The sequence below is a fragment of the Dactylosporangium sp. NPDC000244 genome, assembly GCF_040300725.1.
Lineage (GTDB): Bacteria > Actinomycetota > Actinomycetes > Mycobacteriales > Micromonosporaceae > Dactylosporangium.
In genome coordinates this window covers 33799-50585 of the sequence record NZ_JBEPEH010000058.1, presented here as the reverse complement: position 1 = coordinate 50585, position 16787 = coordinate 33799, and the positions used below count along the sequence as shown (strand labels likewise).

Below are 16787 nucleotides of genomic sequence, written 5' to 3'. Positions count from 1 at the left end.
GATGGTCCGGCACGGATTTCGGGCCGAACGACGTTGCATTCCGCGTCCGTTGCCAGGATCACCAGATGCCGCCCGGCAGGCGAAAAATCCGACATGTCGGATCGCGGAGCGTCCGACATGTCGCCGCCCGGCCTCAGCGCGAGAAGAGCTCCCTCAGGTCGGGCAGCTCGGCGAGCTCGGCCGGGACTCGGGCCACCATCAGGTCGTACGCCCGCTCGGCCACGGTCAGCAGCTCCGGGTAGTGCGGGTACGGCCGCCGGCCCGCGGCGAAGGCGATGATGTCCGGGATCCCGGCGACGGCGTCGGGGTCGCGCAGCACGCCGGTGAAGGTCTCGCGGCCCTGGCCGATCAGCCAGAGGCGGAAGTGCAGCCAGGAGTCGTCGGAGAAGCCGCCGCTGTGCACCACGACGCAGGCGGCCAGCAGGTCGCTGGTGTTGCTGGAGCGCACGAGCGCGTGCAGGGACCGCTCGAAGTCGGCGATGCCCTCGGCCGGGCGCTGGGCCAGCCGCGCGGCCAGGGCGTCCGCGTCGCAGAAGGGGATGCCGTCGAACAGGTCCCAGAAGTGCGGGTCCGGCAGCGTCACCGGATGCGGGCCACGGCACCGTGGCAGGCGACCTCCTCGGCCGGCGGGCGCGGGCCGGGGACGTCGGCGGCGTGCCAGTAGGCGACCGACTCGATGCCCGGCTCGACCAGCTCGAAGGCCGACAGCAGCTCGGCGAAGCGCGCGCCGGTGCGGGCCTGGAAGCGGCCGTCGGCGTTGTTGGCGCTCAGCGTCGCGATGGCCTCGTCGGGCAGGAACTCCCAGGTGGCGTGGGACGCGACCAGGTAGCTGCCGGGGGCGAGGGCGGCGGTGAGCTTGTCGACGATCTCCTGCGGGTGCTCGTCCTCGCGGATGAAGTGCAGGACCGCGACGAGCAGCAGGCCGACCGGCTTGGACAGGTCCAGGGTGCCGGTCAGGTCGGGGTGCTTCAGGATCGCGTCGGGCTCGCGCAGGTCGCCGTCGATGTAGGCGTTCGTGCCGCCCGGCGCGCTGGTCAGCAGCGCCCGCGCGTGGGTGAGCACGATGGGGTCGTTGTCCACGTAGACCACGCGGCTGGACGGGTCGACGGCCTGCGCGATCTCGTGGGTGTTGTTCGGCGCCGGGATGCCGGTGCCGACGTCGAGGAACTGCCGGATGCCCTGCTCGGCGAGGTATCGCACGGCGCGGCCCATGAAGGCGCGGTTCTCCACCGCCATGAGCTTGACGCCGGGCATGGCGGCCGCGATCGCGTCGCCGGAGGCCCGATCGGCGGCGAAGTGGTCCTTGCCGCCCAACCAGTAGTTGTATCGCCTGGCCGGGTGCGCGACGGTGGTGTCGATGCGCGTCCGGGCGTCGTCCGTGGTGTCCATCAGGCCACCATCGTAGCCATCGGTGAGCACGATTGGTCAATGTCGCCGATGGGTACGTTCGCGGCGTGACGATCGTGGTGGTGGCACACCGGAAGAAGACGCTCGGGGGCGGGCTCGACGAGCTGCGGCGCGAGCTCGACCGGGCCGGGGCCGGCAAGGTCGGCTGGCATACGGTACCGAAGAGCAAGAAGGCCCCCAAAAAGGTCCGCAAGGCCGTCGACGCCGGTGCGGACCTGGTGTTCGTGTGGGGCGGCGACGGCATGGTGCAGCACTGCGTCGACGCGGTGGCGGGCACCGGCGTCACGGTCGCCATCATCCCGGCCGGCACCGCGAACCTGTTCGCCTCGGCTTTGCGCATCCCCCGCGACATCCGCGAGGCCGTGGAGATCGGGCTGCACGGCGAGCGCAGGCGGTACGACCTGGGCCGCATCGACGGCGAGCACTTCGCGGTGATGGCGGGGGCCGGCTTCGACGCCGCGATGATCGAGGACGCCGACCGCCGGCTCAAGCGCCAGGCCGGCCGCTTCGCCTATGTGCGCACCGCGCTGCGCCACGTGCGCGACGCCCCGGTGCACACGATCGTGCACCTCGACGACGAGCCGTGGTTCGAGGGCCCCTCGACGTGCCTGCTCATGGGCAACATCGGCACGATCTCGGGCGGGATCAAGGCGTTCGACGACGCGAGCCCGTTCGACGGCCGGCTGGAGGTCGGCGTGACCACCGCGCGCGGGGCGCTGCAGTGGGCGCGCACGGTCGGGGTCATGGCGACCGGGCGCACGGACCGGTCGAAGTTCGTGCGGATGGGCAGCGCGCGGAAGGTGTACGCCGAGTTCGCCGAGCCCGTCCTCCTGGAGCTCGACGGCGGGGCCCGCAAGCGGGTCAAGCGCGTGGAGGCCGAGGCGGTGCCCGGCGCCGTCACCCTCGCGGTGCCCGCGGAACAAAGGTGAACAGCCGCCGCGGGCCGGTGTGCGGGCGCGGCGGCACCGCCAGCTCGTGCACGCCGACCCCGATCTCGAGCTCGCCCGGCGAGTCGAAGGCGACCTCGCGGAACCCGGCCTCGGCGAACCATCGCCGGATGCCGGCGGTGACGTCGGGCGCGCGGCGGTGCCGGGTCCAGATCACCCGCGCGCCCGCCGCGCACAGCTCGGGCAGCGCCGCGATCGTGGCGCGGATGTCGTCGTCGGTGATGTTGCCGAACACCCCGCAGACGAGCACGACGTCGGCGGGCACGGCCCCCGCATAGGCCGCACTGTCCCCGGCGTCGCCCCGCACGACCTCGAGCGCCGTCCCGGCGAGCAGGTCCCGCGCGACGGCGGCGTTGTCGGCGTCGAGCTCGACGAGCCGCCCGGTGACGTCGGCGCGGCGCGGGTGCCCGTCGAGCGCCCCGGCAACGTCCCGCCCCTGGCCGGCGCACATGCTGACCAGCCGCACCGGCCCGGGGGCCCGCCCGTCGAGGGCCTCCGCCACGCGCCGGATGACGATCCCGAGCCGCACGGCGAGCGCCGAGCCGGGAACGTCGTACGCCTCGTGCCACCGCGTCCACTCGCTCATCCGACCACTCTCGCACAGCGCGGCCCCGGATCGGCGTCCACAGTGGACCGCACGAACGGCCCGCGGTGCGTTGCGGCGGATTTCCGCTCGGGCCCGCGTCAGCTGCGGACCGTCGCTCCCGCCAGAAATCCCGGCCTCCGTGGGGAGCAAGGACGACGCTAACGCGGAAGCTGCTGCAGCACGATCCGCGCCATCTCGGCGACCAGCGCCCCGTCCTCCGTGTGCGCGAACTCCATCGCCGAGTGCGAGCCCCGGCCACAGACGGCCGCGGTGTAGCGGGGCGCGACGACGATGAGCGCGCACTCCTCGACGGCGGCCCCCGGCCCCTGCGCGAACCGCACCCCGGGCCCGACGGCGGCCGGGTGCAGCGGCGCGACCAGCCCGACGAACGCGGCCCGCTCGGCGAGCCCGGTCAGCGACGGCAGCCACGACCGCGCGGTGTCCGCGTCGGTGCACGTGGCCAGGACGACGGCGCCGTTGCCGGCCCGCCGCAGCACGTGGTCGAGCCGCGCCGCGAACGCGTCGGGCGTGGCGGCGCGGGTCTTGCCCCGGGCCGCGGCCGCCTCGAACGGCGTCCCGGCGGGCAGGTGCACGTCCGGCCGCGACTTGCGCAGGCGGGGCGCCGGCACGAACCGCCCGGCGTGCTCGGGCAGCGGGGCCGGCTCGCCGAACAGCAGCCCCTGGCCCCAGTGCGCGCCGAGGGCCCGCGCGTTGGCGAGGTCCTGCGGCGTCTCGATCCCCTCGGCCACGATGAGCGCCCCGGTCTGCTCGGCGACCGCGTTCACCGCGGCCACCACCTCGACGGTGCGCGGCGCGTGCGGCGCGCGCAGCAGCTGCAGGTCGAGCTTGACGACCTCCGGCTCCAGCAGCGGCAGGAAGGCCAGGGACATCGGGTCGGCGCCGACGTCGTCGAGCGCGAGGCAGTGCCCGTGGGCCTGCACGGTCGCGGCGAGCTGGAGCAGCGCGGCGGGGTGGGCCGAGAGCGCGCGCTCGGTGTATTCGAGGACCATCCGGAACGGCGCGTCCGTCATGAGCTCCCGCACCCGCGCGGACAGCGGCTGGTTGATGACGGCGGGCTCGGCGTTGACGAAGACGAGCGGCGGGGGCGCGTCGGCGGCGCGGGCGGTCTCGAGGGCCCGCTCCGCGCACAGCGCGTCGAGCTCGGCCAGCCGCCCGGCCGCGACGGCCGCGGCGAAGAGGTCCCGGGCCCGCCAGAGCCCCGACCCGGCCGGGCCGCGCGAGAGCGCCTCGACCCCGATCGGCCGCAGCCCGGCCAGCTCCACGATGGGCTGGAACAGCGGCGTGACCGCCCGCTCGGCGAGGACCCGCTCGATCGTCCAGGCCCCGTCGCGCACGGCCCAGTCCACGACCCCGTCGGCCGCGCCGCCCCGCGAGGCCAGCCATGGCGCCCCGCCGACGGTCCCGCCGCGCGACCACCACCGGGCACCGGGCCCGCCCGCCGGATCGGCCGTGCGCTCGGCGTCGCCGGCCGCGTCCGCCGAAGGCGCGACGGTGTCGGTGTCGGTGTCGGTGTCGGTGTCGAGAACCTGCTGCAGGCCGGCCAGCTCCAGGACCGAGGTGCGGGTGACGACGGGCGTCTCCAGCATGCCCAGCGGGGTGACCTCCACGGTGTCGTCCTCGAGTCCGATCGTCGGGGCGGCCGTCGCCGCCGGGCCGAGCCGGGCGCGCAGCACGTTGCGGGACGCCAGCGTGCGGCTGACGCGGGAACGGAAGGACGAGGGCCGCAGCGGCGCGGGTGCCGGAACAGACACGGAGGGTGACGAGGCGGTGGGTGCGGGAGGAACACTCGGCCGGTCTTGGGCCTGCATGCCAACCTCCCGGCTCGACACCGCCATGTGCCCCGCTCCCCCGCACACCCTAGTCCCTCGCCCACCGTCAAAACCAGCGGTGCAGGTCAGCCCCGCGCGCCGAGATCAAGTCCCTGACCAGCCCGGAGCGCTCCGAGCCCATCGAACGAGATCAAGCTCACGCGACCGAACACGGCCCAACACAAACGGAACCGGAGACCAACGCAAGTCCAACCGGACAGTCCGCATCCGAGCGACTACCGTGACCGTACGACCGTCCACAGAGGAGCGACGCTCCGCAGTCGAGCCGGCACGCCCCGGCCGGCACCCGCGGGGGCGGGCACCGGCCGGAGCAGGACGGACGAGCGGGTCAGGCGGTCGCGGCGATCACCTCGACCGACTGGGTGTCGGCGTTGACGGCCGCGGTCGAGTACGAGCAGTCACGCAGGCGCTTCTGGGAGTACAGCTGCGTCTGGTCCGTGTAATGCGGCGACGAGCGGTCCCCGGACTCCCCGAACGTGAGGATGCACTTGGCCGACGGGCCGCTGCTGGTGTAGGCGAGGGTCAGCAGGAAGCTGGTCCCGTAGTTGACGACGTAGCCCTTGTCGGTCAGGTCGCTGCCCGGCACGAAGGTCCCCGGGTCCATGAACGGCTCCAGCGACGTGCCGGGCGCGGGCTCGTACTGCGCCATGCTCGCGCTGCCGATGTTCTCCGTCGACCCGGGCACCGGGATCTTCTGGCCGTTCTTGATCGTGTACTGCACCTGCGACATCGGCACGTTGAGCGCCAGCCCGACCGCCCGCATCCGCTGCATGCCCCGGGCCAGCCCGGCCAGCAGCCCGTCGGGCGAGGCGGGGGCGCCGCGCGGGGTGCGGCCCGGGTCCGAGGGGTTGAACGCGGTCCCGAAGAGCGGCCCGGCCTCGTCCAGCGCGCCCGGGTTCGCCGCGACCACGGCGCCCACGGTCTCGCGCCACAGCACGGCCCCGCGGCCGGCGAGCTCGAACTGCTTGTCCCAGGCGGCCAGCACCGAGCAGCCGGCGCTGACGTCGACCGGCGTGCCGTCCACGACCACCGGCGTGTGGCCGCGGGCCTGGCAGGCGCTCACGGTGTACGCGGCCAGCTGCGCCGCCGTGTACGTGTCACCGGACAGGATCGTGGTGCCGAGGCCGGCCAGGTCGAACTTGGCCTGGCTGGTGATGAGCTTGACGTTCTGCCGCGTGCGGACCGTCAGCGGCGCGCCCTCCGGCCCCTGCAGCGGCGTGAAGCCGGTCAGGAACTGCCCGGCGTTGGGCACCCAGTGGCTGTCGTTGGAGTTGAACACGTAGTCGCGGCGGGTCAGCTGCGGCTGCCGGGCGAAGGGCACCAGCCCCGGCGAGCGGGCGCCCGGCGCGGCGACCCAGGCGTTGGCCGAGTTGCTGCCGTCGAGCAGGCCCAGCGGGTTGCCCGACCACTCGGCGATCGAGGCCGGCGAGAGGTTCGGCGTCGGCGAGGAGTCGACGTAGAACGCGTTGCCGGAGGAGTCCGTCGCGATCGTGTTCACCCACGGGATGCCCTGGTTCGCGGCGATCGAGGCCTTCAGGCCGTTCACGTCGGTGGCCCGGGCCATGTTCAGCCACGTGCGGATGAGCTTGTCGTTGTCGATGTTGGCGTCGCGGTAGGTGATCGCGGAGTACTCGTTCCAGCCCAGCGACGGGTCGATGGCGGACAGGTCGAGCACCGGCCCGTAGCGCGTGGACCACATCGTGCGGGTCACGTTCTGCAGCGACCCGTTGGCCTGCTTCACCTTGACGGTGACGGACTTGCCGGTCATCGACTCGGTGGCGCCGTCCACGGTGTACTTCGTGGGCTGCCCCGGCACGAGGTTCACGGAGTAGAAGGTGTACCGCGAGCCGGCCGCGATCGTGTGCGTCCACGCGACCTTGTCGGTGAACCCGATCTGCACGCCCGGCAGGCCCCCGAGGCTCGCGCCGTACACGTTGACGTTGCCCGCCACCGTCAGCTGCGACTCCCAGAAGCGCAGCTCGCCCTCCCACGGGAAGTGCGGGTTGCCGACGAGCATGCCCTTGCCGGTCTGGGACTTGTCCGCGCCCAGCGCCCAGCCGTTGCTCGACAGCGACTTGCTCTGCCCGGTCAGCTCCGCGACGTCGTCCTGGACCTGCCGCTTGGACACGGCCAGCGCGGCGGTCGACGGCGGCGTGGCGGCCGCGATCGGCAGCAGCAGCGCGCCGCCGCTGGCGAGCAGGGCGATGTCGCGGTCGTAGGCGAGCAGGTCCACGGCGCTGATGGGCTTCACCCACGGCTGCCCCGCGCACCAGCCCGGCACCCGGGCGGCGGTCCGGCTCGCCAGGAAGGCGTTGTACCCGCGGACGTAGCCGTTGACCATGTCGCGCTCGTCGGCGTTCAGCGTGGCGAGCTGGGCCTGGGCGCGGTCGACGACCCCGAGCGAGGCGTAGGCGAAGTCGGTGGCCAGGTTGGCGTCGTCGGCGCCCGGGCCGAAGTAGCGGGAGCGCTCGCTGCGCACCTTGACGATCTGGTCGGCGAGGTCGCAGAAGCGGTCCTCGGCGTAGGCCCACGCCTGCCCGAAGGCGACGGAGCCGAGGTTCGCGGCGCTGATGTGCGGCACCCCGTAGGAGGTGCGCTTGATGACGGCGGAGTACCCGCCGGCGGCGACCGCGTCGGCGGCCGCCGCGGCCGGTCCCGCGGTGGCGACGACGGCGGCTGGGGCTAACAGCGCCGCGGCGGCGAGCGCGATGACGACCCGGCGGGTTGCGGACACATTTCCTCCGTCGTGAAGAACACCAATACGGGGAAGATCACAAAAACCGTGCGCGTCAACCACAGTACGCAGCGTCATCACTGGTTTCAATGGCCACACCAGTCACACAACGCACCGCAGGGGCATCGAATCCGTTAAATCTCGATGCATAGACGGTGGTGTACGCCCCCGTGCTGCCGAGGTACACCTGGTCGCCGGCCCGCAGCTCCGCGGACAGCTCGACGTCGAGCATGATCGTGTCCTGGCTGTCGCAGGTCGGCCCGGTGAGGTGGAACCGGTCGCGGGTCGCGCCCCCGCGCGAGTCGGAGACGGGAAAGCGCAGCTGGTTGCCGGTCTCCAGGCTCTCCATGAGCCCGTTGAACGCGCCCACGTCGAGGTGCGCCCAGCGCCGGCCGCCGCGGACCGCGATGCCGATCACGGTCGCGCGCAGCCGCCCGGCCTCGGCCACGAGCGCCCGGCCGGGCTCGCAGACGGCCTGCACCGGATACGGCAGCTCGGCCAGCCCGGCGCCGATGGTCGCGCCATAGTCGGCCAGGGGCGGAATCTTTCCGGCGTACCGCGCGGGAAATCCGCCGCCAAGATTCACCATGTGCAAAAAGACATTTTCGGCGGCCAATTCGTACATCACGTACCCGACGGCCCGCAGCGGAGCCCGCCACGCGTGCGGCAGCAGCATCTGCGAGCCGACGTGGAAGGCGACCCCGTACGGGCGCAGCCCGCGCTCGCGCGCGGCGAGCAGGAGGGCCACGGCGTGCCGGGCGTCGACGCCGAACTTGCCCTCGCTGGGCACGCCGCTGCGGATCTGGTGCGCGGCCAGGCGCACCACGACGGCGGCACCGGGCGCGGCGACGGCGAGCTTGTCCAGCTCGTCCTCGGAGTCGGCCGCGAAGCGCCACACGCCGGCCGCGGACTGCCGGGCGATGTGCGCGAGCGGCTTGACCGGATTGCTCGACAGCACCAGCGCCGGGTCCGCCCCGATGCCGGCGAGGGCGTCGAGCTCGGCGGCGGAGGCGATCTCGAAGCGGCCCCCGAGGGCGTGCAGCAGCGCGAGGATCTCCGGGTGCGGGTTGCACTTCATCGCGTAGTGCACGTCCACGCCGGGCAGCGCGGACGCGAACCCGCGGTAGGCGGCGGCCACCCGATCGAGGTCGATGACGAGCTCAGGGGACGGCGGGAAGGCGTCGAGGCGGTCCATGGACCCTCCCGAGATCGCAGATGGCGACGGATTGAGAGCACCATATTGCACAACGTGACTCTTGGACTACTCTCAATACACAATCGATCGAAAAAAGTTGATCGACTCCAGTTCACGGGACCAACGACGTGCCCAGCCGACGGCGATCGGAGTGCTCGACATGAACGTCAAGATTGTCGATCTGGTGCAGGGCGAGCTGCGAGAAGAGGCCTGGAGACTCTACTCGGAGGCATTCGCCGAGCTCAACGCGCTGGCGGTTCAGCGCCACCTCATGTTCCGCAACGAGTTCGACGCCGTGATGGACGACCCCCGGGTCGACAAGTACCTGTGCCTGGACGACGACGACACGGTCCGGGGCATGTCGATCTACACCAACCAGCTCGACGCGGTGCCACTGATCTCGCCACCGTACTTCGAGCGCCGCTGGCCGGAGCACTACCGCGAGGGGCGCATCTGGTACTGCGGCTTCGTGGCCACCCAGGCCGACGCCCGGGCGGCCACCGCCTTCGGCGAACTGGTCACGCAGATGTACCTGACCGCGGCCGCGCAGAACGGCCTCATCGCACTCGACTTCTGCTCCCGCACCGACGAGGCACGCCACATGTCCCGCGTCGTCCGGCTGATGCTGCACCGGCTCTCGGGCGACGTGAAGGCCCAGAAGATGGACGAACAGCAGTACTGGCTCTACGAGTTCCCGTCGGCGTGAGCTAGAGCATCGGCTCGCGCCACATCGGCCACACGGGCGGCCCGTCCGGCAACAGCACCGGCGGGCGGCTCTCGTAGCCGTGGCGAAGGTACAGCTCGCGGTTGCGCGGGTCGTTGGCCTCCAGGTATGCCGGGAGGCCCGCCCGATCGAGCCGGGCGTGGTGCCTCGCCAGCAGCGCGCTGCCGATGCCGAGGTTCTGCCGATCGGGCCGCACCGCCACGAACGCCAGATAGTGGTGCGGCCCGAGCGGGTGCTTGGCCTCCAGCGCCGCGTCGAGCTCGCAGACGCGGTCGAACGCGGGGCCGGTGACCTCCTTGAGCCGGCTGTCGTAGTCGACCGGCGACGGGATGGCCCGGGTCAGCGGGAACCACAGCGCGACCCCCGAGAGCTTGCCGTCGATGGGGTCGACGCTGGCGTACACCTCGCCGTGGCGCAGCGCGTGCTCGGCGAAGATCGCGAAGTACTCCGGGCTCGACTCGCGCCGCAGACCGTCATCCGGCATGAGCCAGCGCGCGACCGCGCCGTCGCTCATCGCCTTCACGAGCACCTCGGTGACCTCCTCGGGGCCCACCGGATCGATGTCGCGAACGACCACGTCCGCAATGGCGTGCGTCATGTGCATCCTCTCCCGAGACGAACGGCCGAGATATCCACAGTGGACGGTGCTAGGCCGCGTGGTGCGCGACGTCGGCGGTGACCCGGTGCGGCCTCGTGGGCCGGCCGAAGACGCTCTCCGCCGCCACGAAGCCCTCGGTGCCGCGGCCGATCCCGGCGTAGGCATCCGGCCGCGAGCCGCGCATGATCGCGGCCCACCCGATGCCGAAGAGGGCGCAGAGTGCGTAGATCGTGGGGAACAGCCAGTTGAACGGCGAGTCGGCGGGCACCTGCAGCAGCTGCCCGAGGCCGATCACGGTCGCCGCGAGCACGATGGACAGCAGCAGGAACGCCGTGATCGGGGCGATGCGGGCGCGCCAGACGTTCTCCCGGCGGCGGTTGCGCAGGAAGAAGCCGATCACCGCGGCCGACGTGGCCCACATGAGGATCAGCACGCCGAGGCCGCCGACGACGGTCATCCACGCGAACAGGTGCACGAGCGGGTCGGTGTGCGTCACGAAGTACAGAATCAGCACGACGAGCGCGATGACGCTCTGGGTCAGCGAGCCCGCGATCGGCGCGCCGGTGCGGGGGTGCGCGGAGCCGTAGATCCGCGGGAGCACGCGCTCGCGGCCGAGGGCGAACTGGTATCGGGTCACCGAGGTGTGGAAGGCCAGCATCGCGGCGAACACGCTGGTCAGGAACAGGATGTAGCCGATGTTGACCAGCGCCTCGGGGACGTACGGCGTGACCAGGTTGAACACCAGGTTCGTGGTGTCGGCCCGCGCGGCGCCCACGATGTCGCCGGCGTTGGTCGACATGGCGAACGCGGAGACCCCGCACAGCAGGCCGGGCAGGATCACGGCCCAGTGCGTCGCCCGCCCGATGGTCCGCTTCGGGTCCTTGGCCTCCTCGGAGAGCACGACGGTGGCCTCGAAGCCGACGAAGCCCGCGATCGCCAGCACCAGCATCGCGACCACCTCGGGGGTGGCCAGCTGCTGCGGGTTGAGCGGGGCGAAGTCGGTCCGGCCGCCGTGCGGGTGGGCCAGCATCACGAAGTCGTAGATCAGCACGATGGTGATCTCGACGGTGAGCAGCACCGCGAGGACCTTGCCGCTCAGGTCGACCCACAGCACGCCGAGGATCGCCACGAGGAACCAGCCCACGATCGCGCACACGAACCAGCTCGCCTGCACCCCGCTGGCCGCGAGGATGCTCGAGGCGACCACCCCGAAGAGGCCGAGCAGGCCGATCTGCATGGCGGCGTAGGCGGGCAGCGCGATGAACGCCGCCGCGACCCCGACCATGCGGCCCAGCCCGTGGCTGATGTAGCTGTAGAAGGCGCCGGAGTTGACGATGTGCCGGCTCATGGCCACGAAGCCGACGGTGAACAGGGACAGGATGGCGGCGGCCACGAAGTACACGAGGGGAACGGCGGTGTTGCCGACGACGGCGTAGATCGTCGAGATCGAGCCGAGGATCACCGTCAGCGGGGCGGCTCCGGCGACGCCGAAGAACACCACCGACGGCACGCCGAGCCGGTTGTTGGCCAGCCCGCGCGCGACGATGTCGGGCCCGGTCAGGGTCGTACGCGCCATAGTCTTCGTCTCTCCTTGAGCGGGACGTCGCCTGGGCTCACCGGCGACCGGCGGCGAGGGCTGAACCCACCGCGGCCTCGGTGTACTGCACGAGCTGGACGAGGTCGTCCGGGAGCGAGCTGAGGATCCCCGGCATCGCCTGCATGCAGTCGCGCTGCTGCTGGGGGCTGAAGAACACGTAGCGGGTCAGTCCGGTCGCCACGACCAGTGCCACGAGCACGCGGTCGGAGAGGTTCATCGACCGGCGCCGGCCGAGCGCCTCGGCGAGGCGGATGGACTCCCAGGCCGCGGCGTTGCGCTGGTCGGGGCTGACCGGCATGTAGAGGGTCTGGGCACTGAGCAGCTTCCGCTTGGTGACGGGCTCGACCACGCCCGCCCGCAGCAGCCGCTCACCGACCTGGTCGGCCGCGTCCTGCGAGAGATACGCCAGCCAGGTGCGGATCTCCTTGTGCTGCGGCTGGGCGACGAGCAGGTCGAGCAGCGTATGGGAGAGCGAGTCGCCCGGTGGTTCGTGGCTGACCACGTAGAGGTCGCCCGTCATGGCGCGCAGCCGGCCGAAGAGCATCAGCTCGCCGAGCAGCCCCGCCGCGAGGCCGAGCCCGGTCGCCCTTGGGTGCAGCCGGGAACGGCCGGTCCGATCGTCGTGGGCAATGAGGTAGTAGCTGTTGGCAAGCACGACAAATCACGCTCCCCGGCACTAGGCAAAAGGAGATCATGAATGAATGGAGGTTCATCCTCGATGTCCCCAGCATCATGTACCAAGCACTGCGCGTAGTGCAACGAGTACTAGACTCGGAGTATCGGCGAACGCCAAATTGTTTAGGATCACCAGCGTGCAGACGGACACCACCAGAACACCCGATGAGCTGCCGGCGGCGATCGATGAGGGGCCCACGCTGCGCCGCCGTCGGCTCGCCGCCGAGTTGAAGAAGTGCCGCGAGGACGCGGGGTTCACCCAGGAGGCGGTCTCCCGCCAGTTCGAGTGGCACTCGGCCAAGGTCACCCGTATCGAGAACGCGCGCGTTCCGGTCACCCCGCGGGACGTCAACGATCTGCTGACGCTGTACGGGGTGGCCGACAGCGAGTACCGCGACGCCCTCATGACCCTGGCCCGCCTGGCCCGCCAGCGCGGCTGGTGGACCGACTACAAGGACGTCATGCGCCCGGGCAACTTCGTCGGGATGGAGGCCGACGCCTCCTCCGCGAAGGTCTGGGAGCCCATCGTGCTGCCCGGGCTGCTGCAGAGCGAGCCCTACATGCGCGCGCTCTTCGGCAGCGGCCGCAGCCACGACCCGCAGGCCGCCAACGACCGCCGCGTCGAGCTGCGCAGGACCAGGCAGCGGCGCCTGACCGGGCCCTCGCCGCTGACCCTGTGGGCGATCGTGGACGAGTCCGTGGTGCGCCGGATGATCGGCGGCGCGGAGGTCATGGCCGGGCAGTGGCGCCGCCTCATCGAGGCCGCCGGGCAGCCCAACGTCACGCTGCAGGTGTTGCCGTACGGCGCCGGCGAGCACGCGTTCCTGGGCGGTTCGGTCGCACTGCTGGAGTTCCCTGACGTCGCCCACCTGGATGTCGTGTACCTCGAAGGGCTTGCAGGGGACTACTACGAGGAGCAGCCTGCAGAGGTCAAGCGTTATCGGGTCGAGTTCGAGCGCCTCAGCACCAGAGCACTCACGCCGGAGGAGTCGACCGGCATGATCCAGCGCCTGCTCGACGACCTCTGACGGCCGAGGAGTCCGTCAAGAAGGGAGGTGTGCGATGCATGGCTACGAATTTTCAGCATGCGGCCTGGCGTAAGAGCAGCCGCAGCAACGGCAACGGCGGCGCCAATTGCGTGGAGGTCGCGGTCGCCGGCACAAGAATCGGCGTCCGCGACAGCAAGAACACCGCCGGGCCCGTTCTGCAATTCACGCCCACGGATTGGAAATCGTTCGTGGACGGCACGAAGCACGGCAGCTTCGATTCCGCCCACTAACGACATGCCAGATCAGCGCCGGTGCTGCCAACACCGTCACTGAAGTATGCAAGGGCACTTTGCCGTGCCCTCATGTCGAGCCGAGACGCCTGACGGCGCGTTGCGGGGGGGCCGATGCGTTCAGCATCGGTCCTCAGCAATCGAACGCATCGATGCTATTGCGTATCTTGACGGAAGCCCAGCACGTCGTTTCGCAGCATCTGCGATTTCTACCCAACCACCAGAGACGGGTCGCTCAGGGGTAGAACTGTCCTCATCGTACCGCACGCAACGATCCGGATCACTCGACCGAAAAGCCCTGTTGACCTGCGCATCCACCGGCATACGCTCGCGGCTCACGAACGAGCGCGGAGGTATGCGTTGGTCGATCCCGGCATGGTGACGTGGGCCCGAGTGGTACTCCTGCAGGACCACCCCCGCCCGTACGAGCGTGTCCAGGCGTACCGAATCCTCACTCCCGTCAACCCCGCCGTCCACGCACCGCGGCTCGCCCGGGCCCTGGGCGACCTCGTGGACGGCTTCGCCCCCGGCGCCCCGCACGCGGCCCTGCTCGAGGAGGCCGCGACGACCCTGCGGCGCTGGGCCGAATCCACCGACGTCGCCGAGTTGCTCGAGGGCGGCCGCAACCGCCGGGCCGCCGACCACGACGGCCCCGACTGGGACCTGCTGGCCGCGTCCCTGGCCCTGTCCGCGGCCGGCCGGGGCGACGCGGCCCTGGCCGTGGCCGAGGAGCTCGTGGAGTGCGAGCGCCGCCGGCGCCGCCACGCCCCCGAGGCCGCCGGACGGCTGGCCGTGGCGCTGGATCATCTGGCCGTGCTCCTGGAGTCCCGCTCCCGCACGGCAACGCACCTGCGCGCGGAGGCCGCGGCCCTGACGAGGACCGCGGTGCCCGTGCGCAGCACCGGCATCGCCCACCTCCTGCGGGCCGCGACCCCGGTGCGGCCCGCCCGCGACAAACGCGCCCCGGCGCCGTCGCGCAATCCCATGCCCATGCGCTGACCGGCCCGGCGCCGGGTGCCCGTCCGAGGCACCCGGCGCCGGCCCCAGAGATGGCATGATCACCGATATGACGAGGGGGCAGCGCATCGCGTGGATCGTGGGTGCGCTCGCGGGGATGTTCCTGATCCTGGGCTCGGGCGCGGCCGTGATCCTGCTCAACCGGCCCGAGACGGGCCGGTGACCGTCGACGTCGGCGGCGGGCACATGACCGTCGTGGTGTGGCTGAAGAACCCCTCGGACGCGTACAGCAAAACTGTCGGCATCGCCGTCTTCCGGGCCCTGCGCTCGAAGATCAAGGAGTGACATGAGTCGACGACCGGTATATGGCGACGGGCCGGGCGTCGACAAGCCCCGCGCCGATCCGTGAGACTGCTCGGCGTGGAGCAGCAGATCGCCTTCGCCGGGGGACGATCCGGCACCGGCCCGGCCACCTGGGGACAGAGCGCGATCTGGGACGTGGTGCGCCGGCTCGGCGAGGACGCGGCGCGGTACAACGTGAGCGGCGGCCTGCCGCTGGACCCGCCGCTGCCGATGGACCGGCTCGCGGCGATCGTCCGGGAACTGCTGCTGCGGCACGACTCGCTGCGCACCACGCTGCGCTGGGACGGCGACCGGCTCGAGCAGGACGTGCACGCCGACGGCGCGGTGGCGCTGCAGGTGCGCGAGTGCGAGCCGGCCGACGTCACCGAGACCGCCTACGCCTTCTACCACGAGCTGCAGGCGATCCCGTTCGACGCCGAGCGGCAGCTGCCGGTGCGGGCCGGGGTCGTGACGGCGGGCGGGCGCGCGGGGTACCTCATCCTGTCGCTGTCCCACACCGCGTCGGACGGCTGGGGCCTGCGCAACCTGCTCGCCGACGCGGCCGCGCTCGCCGCCGGGCGCCCGTTCGCGGGCGAGGAGCCGGCCCAGCCGCTCGACGAGGCCGCGTTCCAGACCTCGGACAAGGGCCGCCGCCGCGACGCCGCCGCCCGCCGCTCGTGGCTGGACAAGCTCGCCAAGGGCCCGGCGAGCCAGTTCCCGGCGCGGGCCGGGCGCCCGGCCGCCGAGACGTTCCCGAACGCGGTGCTGAACTCCCCCGCCCTCGCCCTGTCGCTCGACCGGGTCGCGACCGGGCTCGAGGTGAACCCGGGCGCGGTGCTGCTCGCCGCCGCGGCGTCCGCGGCCGCCCGGCTCGGCGGGGCGCCCGACGCCGTGTTCCAGGTCGTGGTCAACAACCGCTTCCTGCCGGGCATGGCGGGCGCGGTGAACACCGTCGCGCAGGAGGGCCTGCTCCTGCTGCCCGGCACCGCCGAGGACTTCCCGAGCCTGGTCCGGCGCACGTTCGGGGCCGCGCTGTCGGCGCAGCGGCACGCCTACTACGACAAGCTCGCCCTGGCCCGCGACATCGCCGGGCTCGGGTCGCCCGGCGATCACTCCTGCTTCGTCAACGACGTGCGCGGCCTCATCCCGATCGCCGGCTACGGCCAGCCGCGCGACGAGCCGCTGGCCGCCGCCCGCGAGCGGACCACCCTGTCCTGGCCGGTCGAGCACGCGCCGCGGCACAACACCACGTTCGCCCTCGACGCCCAGGACGCGCCGGGGAGCCTGGAGCTGGCCATGACCGCCGACGCGGCGATCCTCCCGCGGGCCGACATGGAGCGGTTCCTGTTCGGCATCGAGGACCTGATCGTGAGCCAGGCGATGCGATTCGCCGCGGTGTGAGCTACTGCCGCTTGATGTCCATCAAGTGGTGCTCGCCCTCGTGGACGGTGTGGCGGCCGAGCCAGAGCAGCGTGCGCGGGACGGGTTCGGGCCACGGATACAGCCCGATCCGGTCGAGCTCGGCGGGCCCGAGCGCCGCGAACGCCGTGCCGAGCACGTCGGCGGCGGCCCCGAGGGCGGCGAGCACGGCGGCGGGGTCCTGGCGGTTGTACGCCGCCGTCACCGCGAGCTCGTCGCGCCCCATCGGCGCGAACTCGGGCGCGTCGGCGTGCAGCGCGAGGTCGAGCCGTTCGCGCTGCACGCGCAGGACGTCCCGGACATGGCACGTGTACTCCAGCGCCGACCACACGCCGGGCGCGGGCCGCCGCCGCACGTCCGCCACCCCGTCGAGCGCGTCGGCGTAGCGCCCGGCGAACTCCCCGAGCCGCCCCGCCACCTCGGCCGCCGCGACACCGTCATACGCGAACCCGCACTCCTCGCAGAGATCCACGCATC

Annotated in this window: 17 protein-coding genes; 7 read left to right on the top strand and 10 right to left on the bottom strand. The window is 72.1% G+C overall.

Features of this window, described 5'->3' with window-relative positions; translation table 11 throughout:
• Positions 1 to 133: 133 nt before the first annotated feature.
• Positions 134 to 583 carry a DUF4240 domain-containing protein gene (locus tag ABT369_RS51775; protein WP_350624992.1) on the bottom strand — a complete coding sequence of 150 codons (450 nt, stop codon included), beginning with the start codon at positions 581 to 583 and terminating at the stop codon, positions 134 to 136.
• Positions 580 to 1389 (bottom strand): SAM-dependent methyltransferase, encoded by an 810-nt coding sequence (locus ABT369_RS51770; RefSeq protein ID WP_350624990.1) that lies wholly within the window; start codon positions 1387 to 1389, stop codon positions 580 to 582. Before ABT369_RS51770 ends, ABT369_RS51775 begins: the two co-directional genes overlap by 4 nt.
• A 65-nt stretch (positions 1390 to 1454) precedes the next feature.
• Between ABT369_RS51770 and ABT369_RS51765 the strand changes: the two genes are divergently transcribed.
• Positions 1455 to 2336 carry a diacylglycerol/lipid kinase family protein gene (locus ABT369_RS51765; protein WP_350624988.1) on the top strand — a complete coding sequence of 294 codons (882 nt, stop codon included), beginning with the start codon at positions 1455 to 1457 and terminating at the stop codon, positions 2334 to 2336.
• On the opposite strand, the gene ABT369_RS51760 is transcribed toward ABT369_RS51765, so the two are convergent.
• The 4 genes from ABT369_RS51760 to ABT369_RS51745 form a co-directional block, all read right to left on the bottom strand.
• Positions 2305 to 2940, bottom strand: coding sequence for a class I SAM-dependent methyltransferase (locus ABT369_RS51760; RefSeq protein ID WP_350624986.1), 636 nt, complete (start codon positions 2938 to 2940; stop codon positions 2305 to 2307). The genes ABT369_RS51765 and ABT369_RS51760 overlap by 32 nt on opposite strands.
• A gap of 158 nt (positions 2941 to 3098) precedes the next feature.
• Positions 3099 to 4712 (bottom strand): EAL domain-containing protein, encoded by a 1614-nt coding sequence (locus ABT369_RS51755; protein ID WP_350624984.1) that lies wholly within the window; start codon positions 4710 to 4712, stop codon positions 3099 to 3101.
• A gap of 406 nt (positions 4713 to 5118) precedes the next feature.
• A complete protein-coding gene (locus ABT369_RS51750) occupies positions 5119 to 7524 on the bottom strand; it encodes a penicillin acylase family protein (protein WP_350624982.1) in 2406 nt (801 codons plus the stop codon).
• A 55-nt stretch (positions 7525 to 7579) separates the two neighbouring features.
• Complete coding sequence (locus tag ABT369_RS51745) at positions 7580 to 8719, bottom strand: type III PLP-dependent enzyme domain-containing protein (protein ID WP_350624980.1); 1140 nt, start codon at positions 8717 to 8719, stop codon at positions 7580 to 7582.
• Between the two features lie 160 nt (positions 8720 to 8879).
• Here ABT369_RS51745 and ABT369_RS51740 point away from each other — a divergent pair, with 160 nt between their 5' ends.
• Positions 8880 to 9425 carry a hypothetical protein gene (locus ABT369_RS51740; protein WP_350624979.1) on the top strand — a complete coding sequence of 182 codons (546 nt, stop codon included), beginning with the start codon at positions 8880 to 8882 and terminating at the stop codon, positions 9423 to 9425.
• A gap of 1 nt (position 9426) precedes the next feature.
• On the opposite strand, the gene ABT369_RS51735 is transcribed toward ABT369_RS51740, so the two are convergent.
• From ABT369_RS51735 to ABT369_RS51725, 3 genes are read right to left on the bottom strand one after another with little or no spacing between them, the layout of a single operon-like run.
• A complete protein-coding gene (locus ABT369_RS51735; RefSeq protein WP_350624977.1) occupies positions 9427 to 10041 on the bottom strand; it encodes a GNAT family N-acetyltransferase in 615 nt (204 codons plus the stop codon).
• A 49-nt stretch (positions 10042 to 10090) separates the two neighbouring features.
• Complete coding sequence (locus ABT369_RS51730; protein ID WP_350624975.1) at positions 10091 to 11617, bottom strand: APC family permease; 1527 nt, start codon at positions 11615 to 11617, stop codon at positions 10091 to 10093.
• A gap of 37 nt (positions 11618 to 11654) precedes the next feature.
• Complete coding sequence (locus ABT369_RS51725) at positions 11655 to 12293, bottom strand: GOLPH3/VPS74 family protein (RefSeq protein WP_350624973.1); 639 nt, start codon at positions 12291 to 12293, stop codon at positions 11655 to 11657.
• Between the two features lie 157 nt (positions 12294 to 12450).
• Here ABT369_RS51725 and ABT369_RS51720 point away from each other — a divergent pair, with 157 nt between their 5' ends.
• The 5 genes from ABT369_RS51720 (at position 12451) to ABT369_RS51700 (ending at position 16292) form a co-directional block, all read left to right on the top strand.
• Positions 12451 to 13341 carry a helix-turn-helix domain-containing protein gene (locus ABT369_RS51720; protein ID WP_350624971.1) on the top strand — a complete coding sequence of 297 codons (891 nt, stop codon included), beginning with the start codon at positions 12451 to 12453 and terminating at the stop codon, positions 13339 to 13341.
• 38 nt (positions 13342 to 13379) lie between these two features.
• On the top strand, positions 13380 to 13592 hold the full coding sequence (locus tag ABT369_RS51715) for a DUF397 domain-containing protein (RefSeq protein WP_350624969.1): 213 nt from the start codon (positions 13380 to 13382) through the stop codon (positions 13590 to 13592).
• Between the two features lie 375 nt (positions 13593 to 13967).
• Positions 13968 to 14591 carry a hypothetical protein gene (locus ABT369_RS51710; protein ID WP_350624967.1) on the top strand — a complete coding sequence of 208 codons (624 nt, stop codon included), beginning with the start codon at positions 13968 to 13970 and terminating at the stop codon, positions 14589 to 14591.
• A gap of 177 nt (positions 14592 to 14768) precedes the next feature.
• The gene (locus ABT369_RS51705) at positions 14769 to 14894 is read left to right on the top strand and encodes a hypothetical protein (protein WP_350624965.1); all 126 of its coding nucleotides are present in this window, start codon (positions 14769 to 14771) and stop codon (positions 14892 to 14894) included.
• Between the two features lie 75 nt (positions 14895 to 14969).
• The gene (locus ABT369_RS51700; RefSeq protein WP_350624963.1) at positions 14970 to 16292 is read left to right on the top strand and encodes a condensation domain-containing protein; all 1323 of its coding nucleotides are present in this window, start codon (positions 14970 to 14972) and stop codon (positions 16290 to 16292) included.
• A 1-nt stretch (position 16293) separates the two neighbouring features.
• On the opposite strand, the gene ABT369_RS51695 is transcribed toward ABT369_RS51700, so the two are convergent.
• Positions 16294 to 16782, bottom strand: coding sequence for a DinB family protein (locus ABT369_RS51695; RefSeq protein WP_350624961.1), 489 nt, complete (start codon positions 16780 to 16782; stop codon positions 16294 to 16296).
• Positions 16783 to 16787 lie beyond the last annotated feature (5 nt).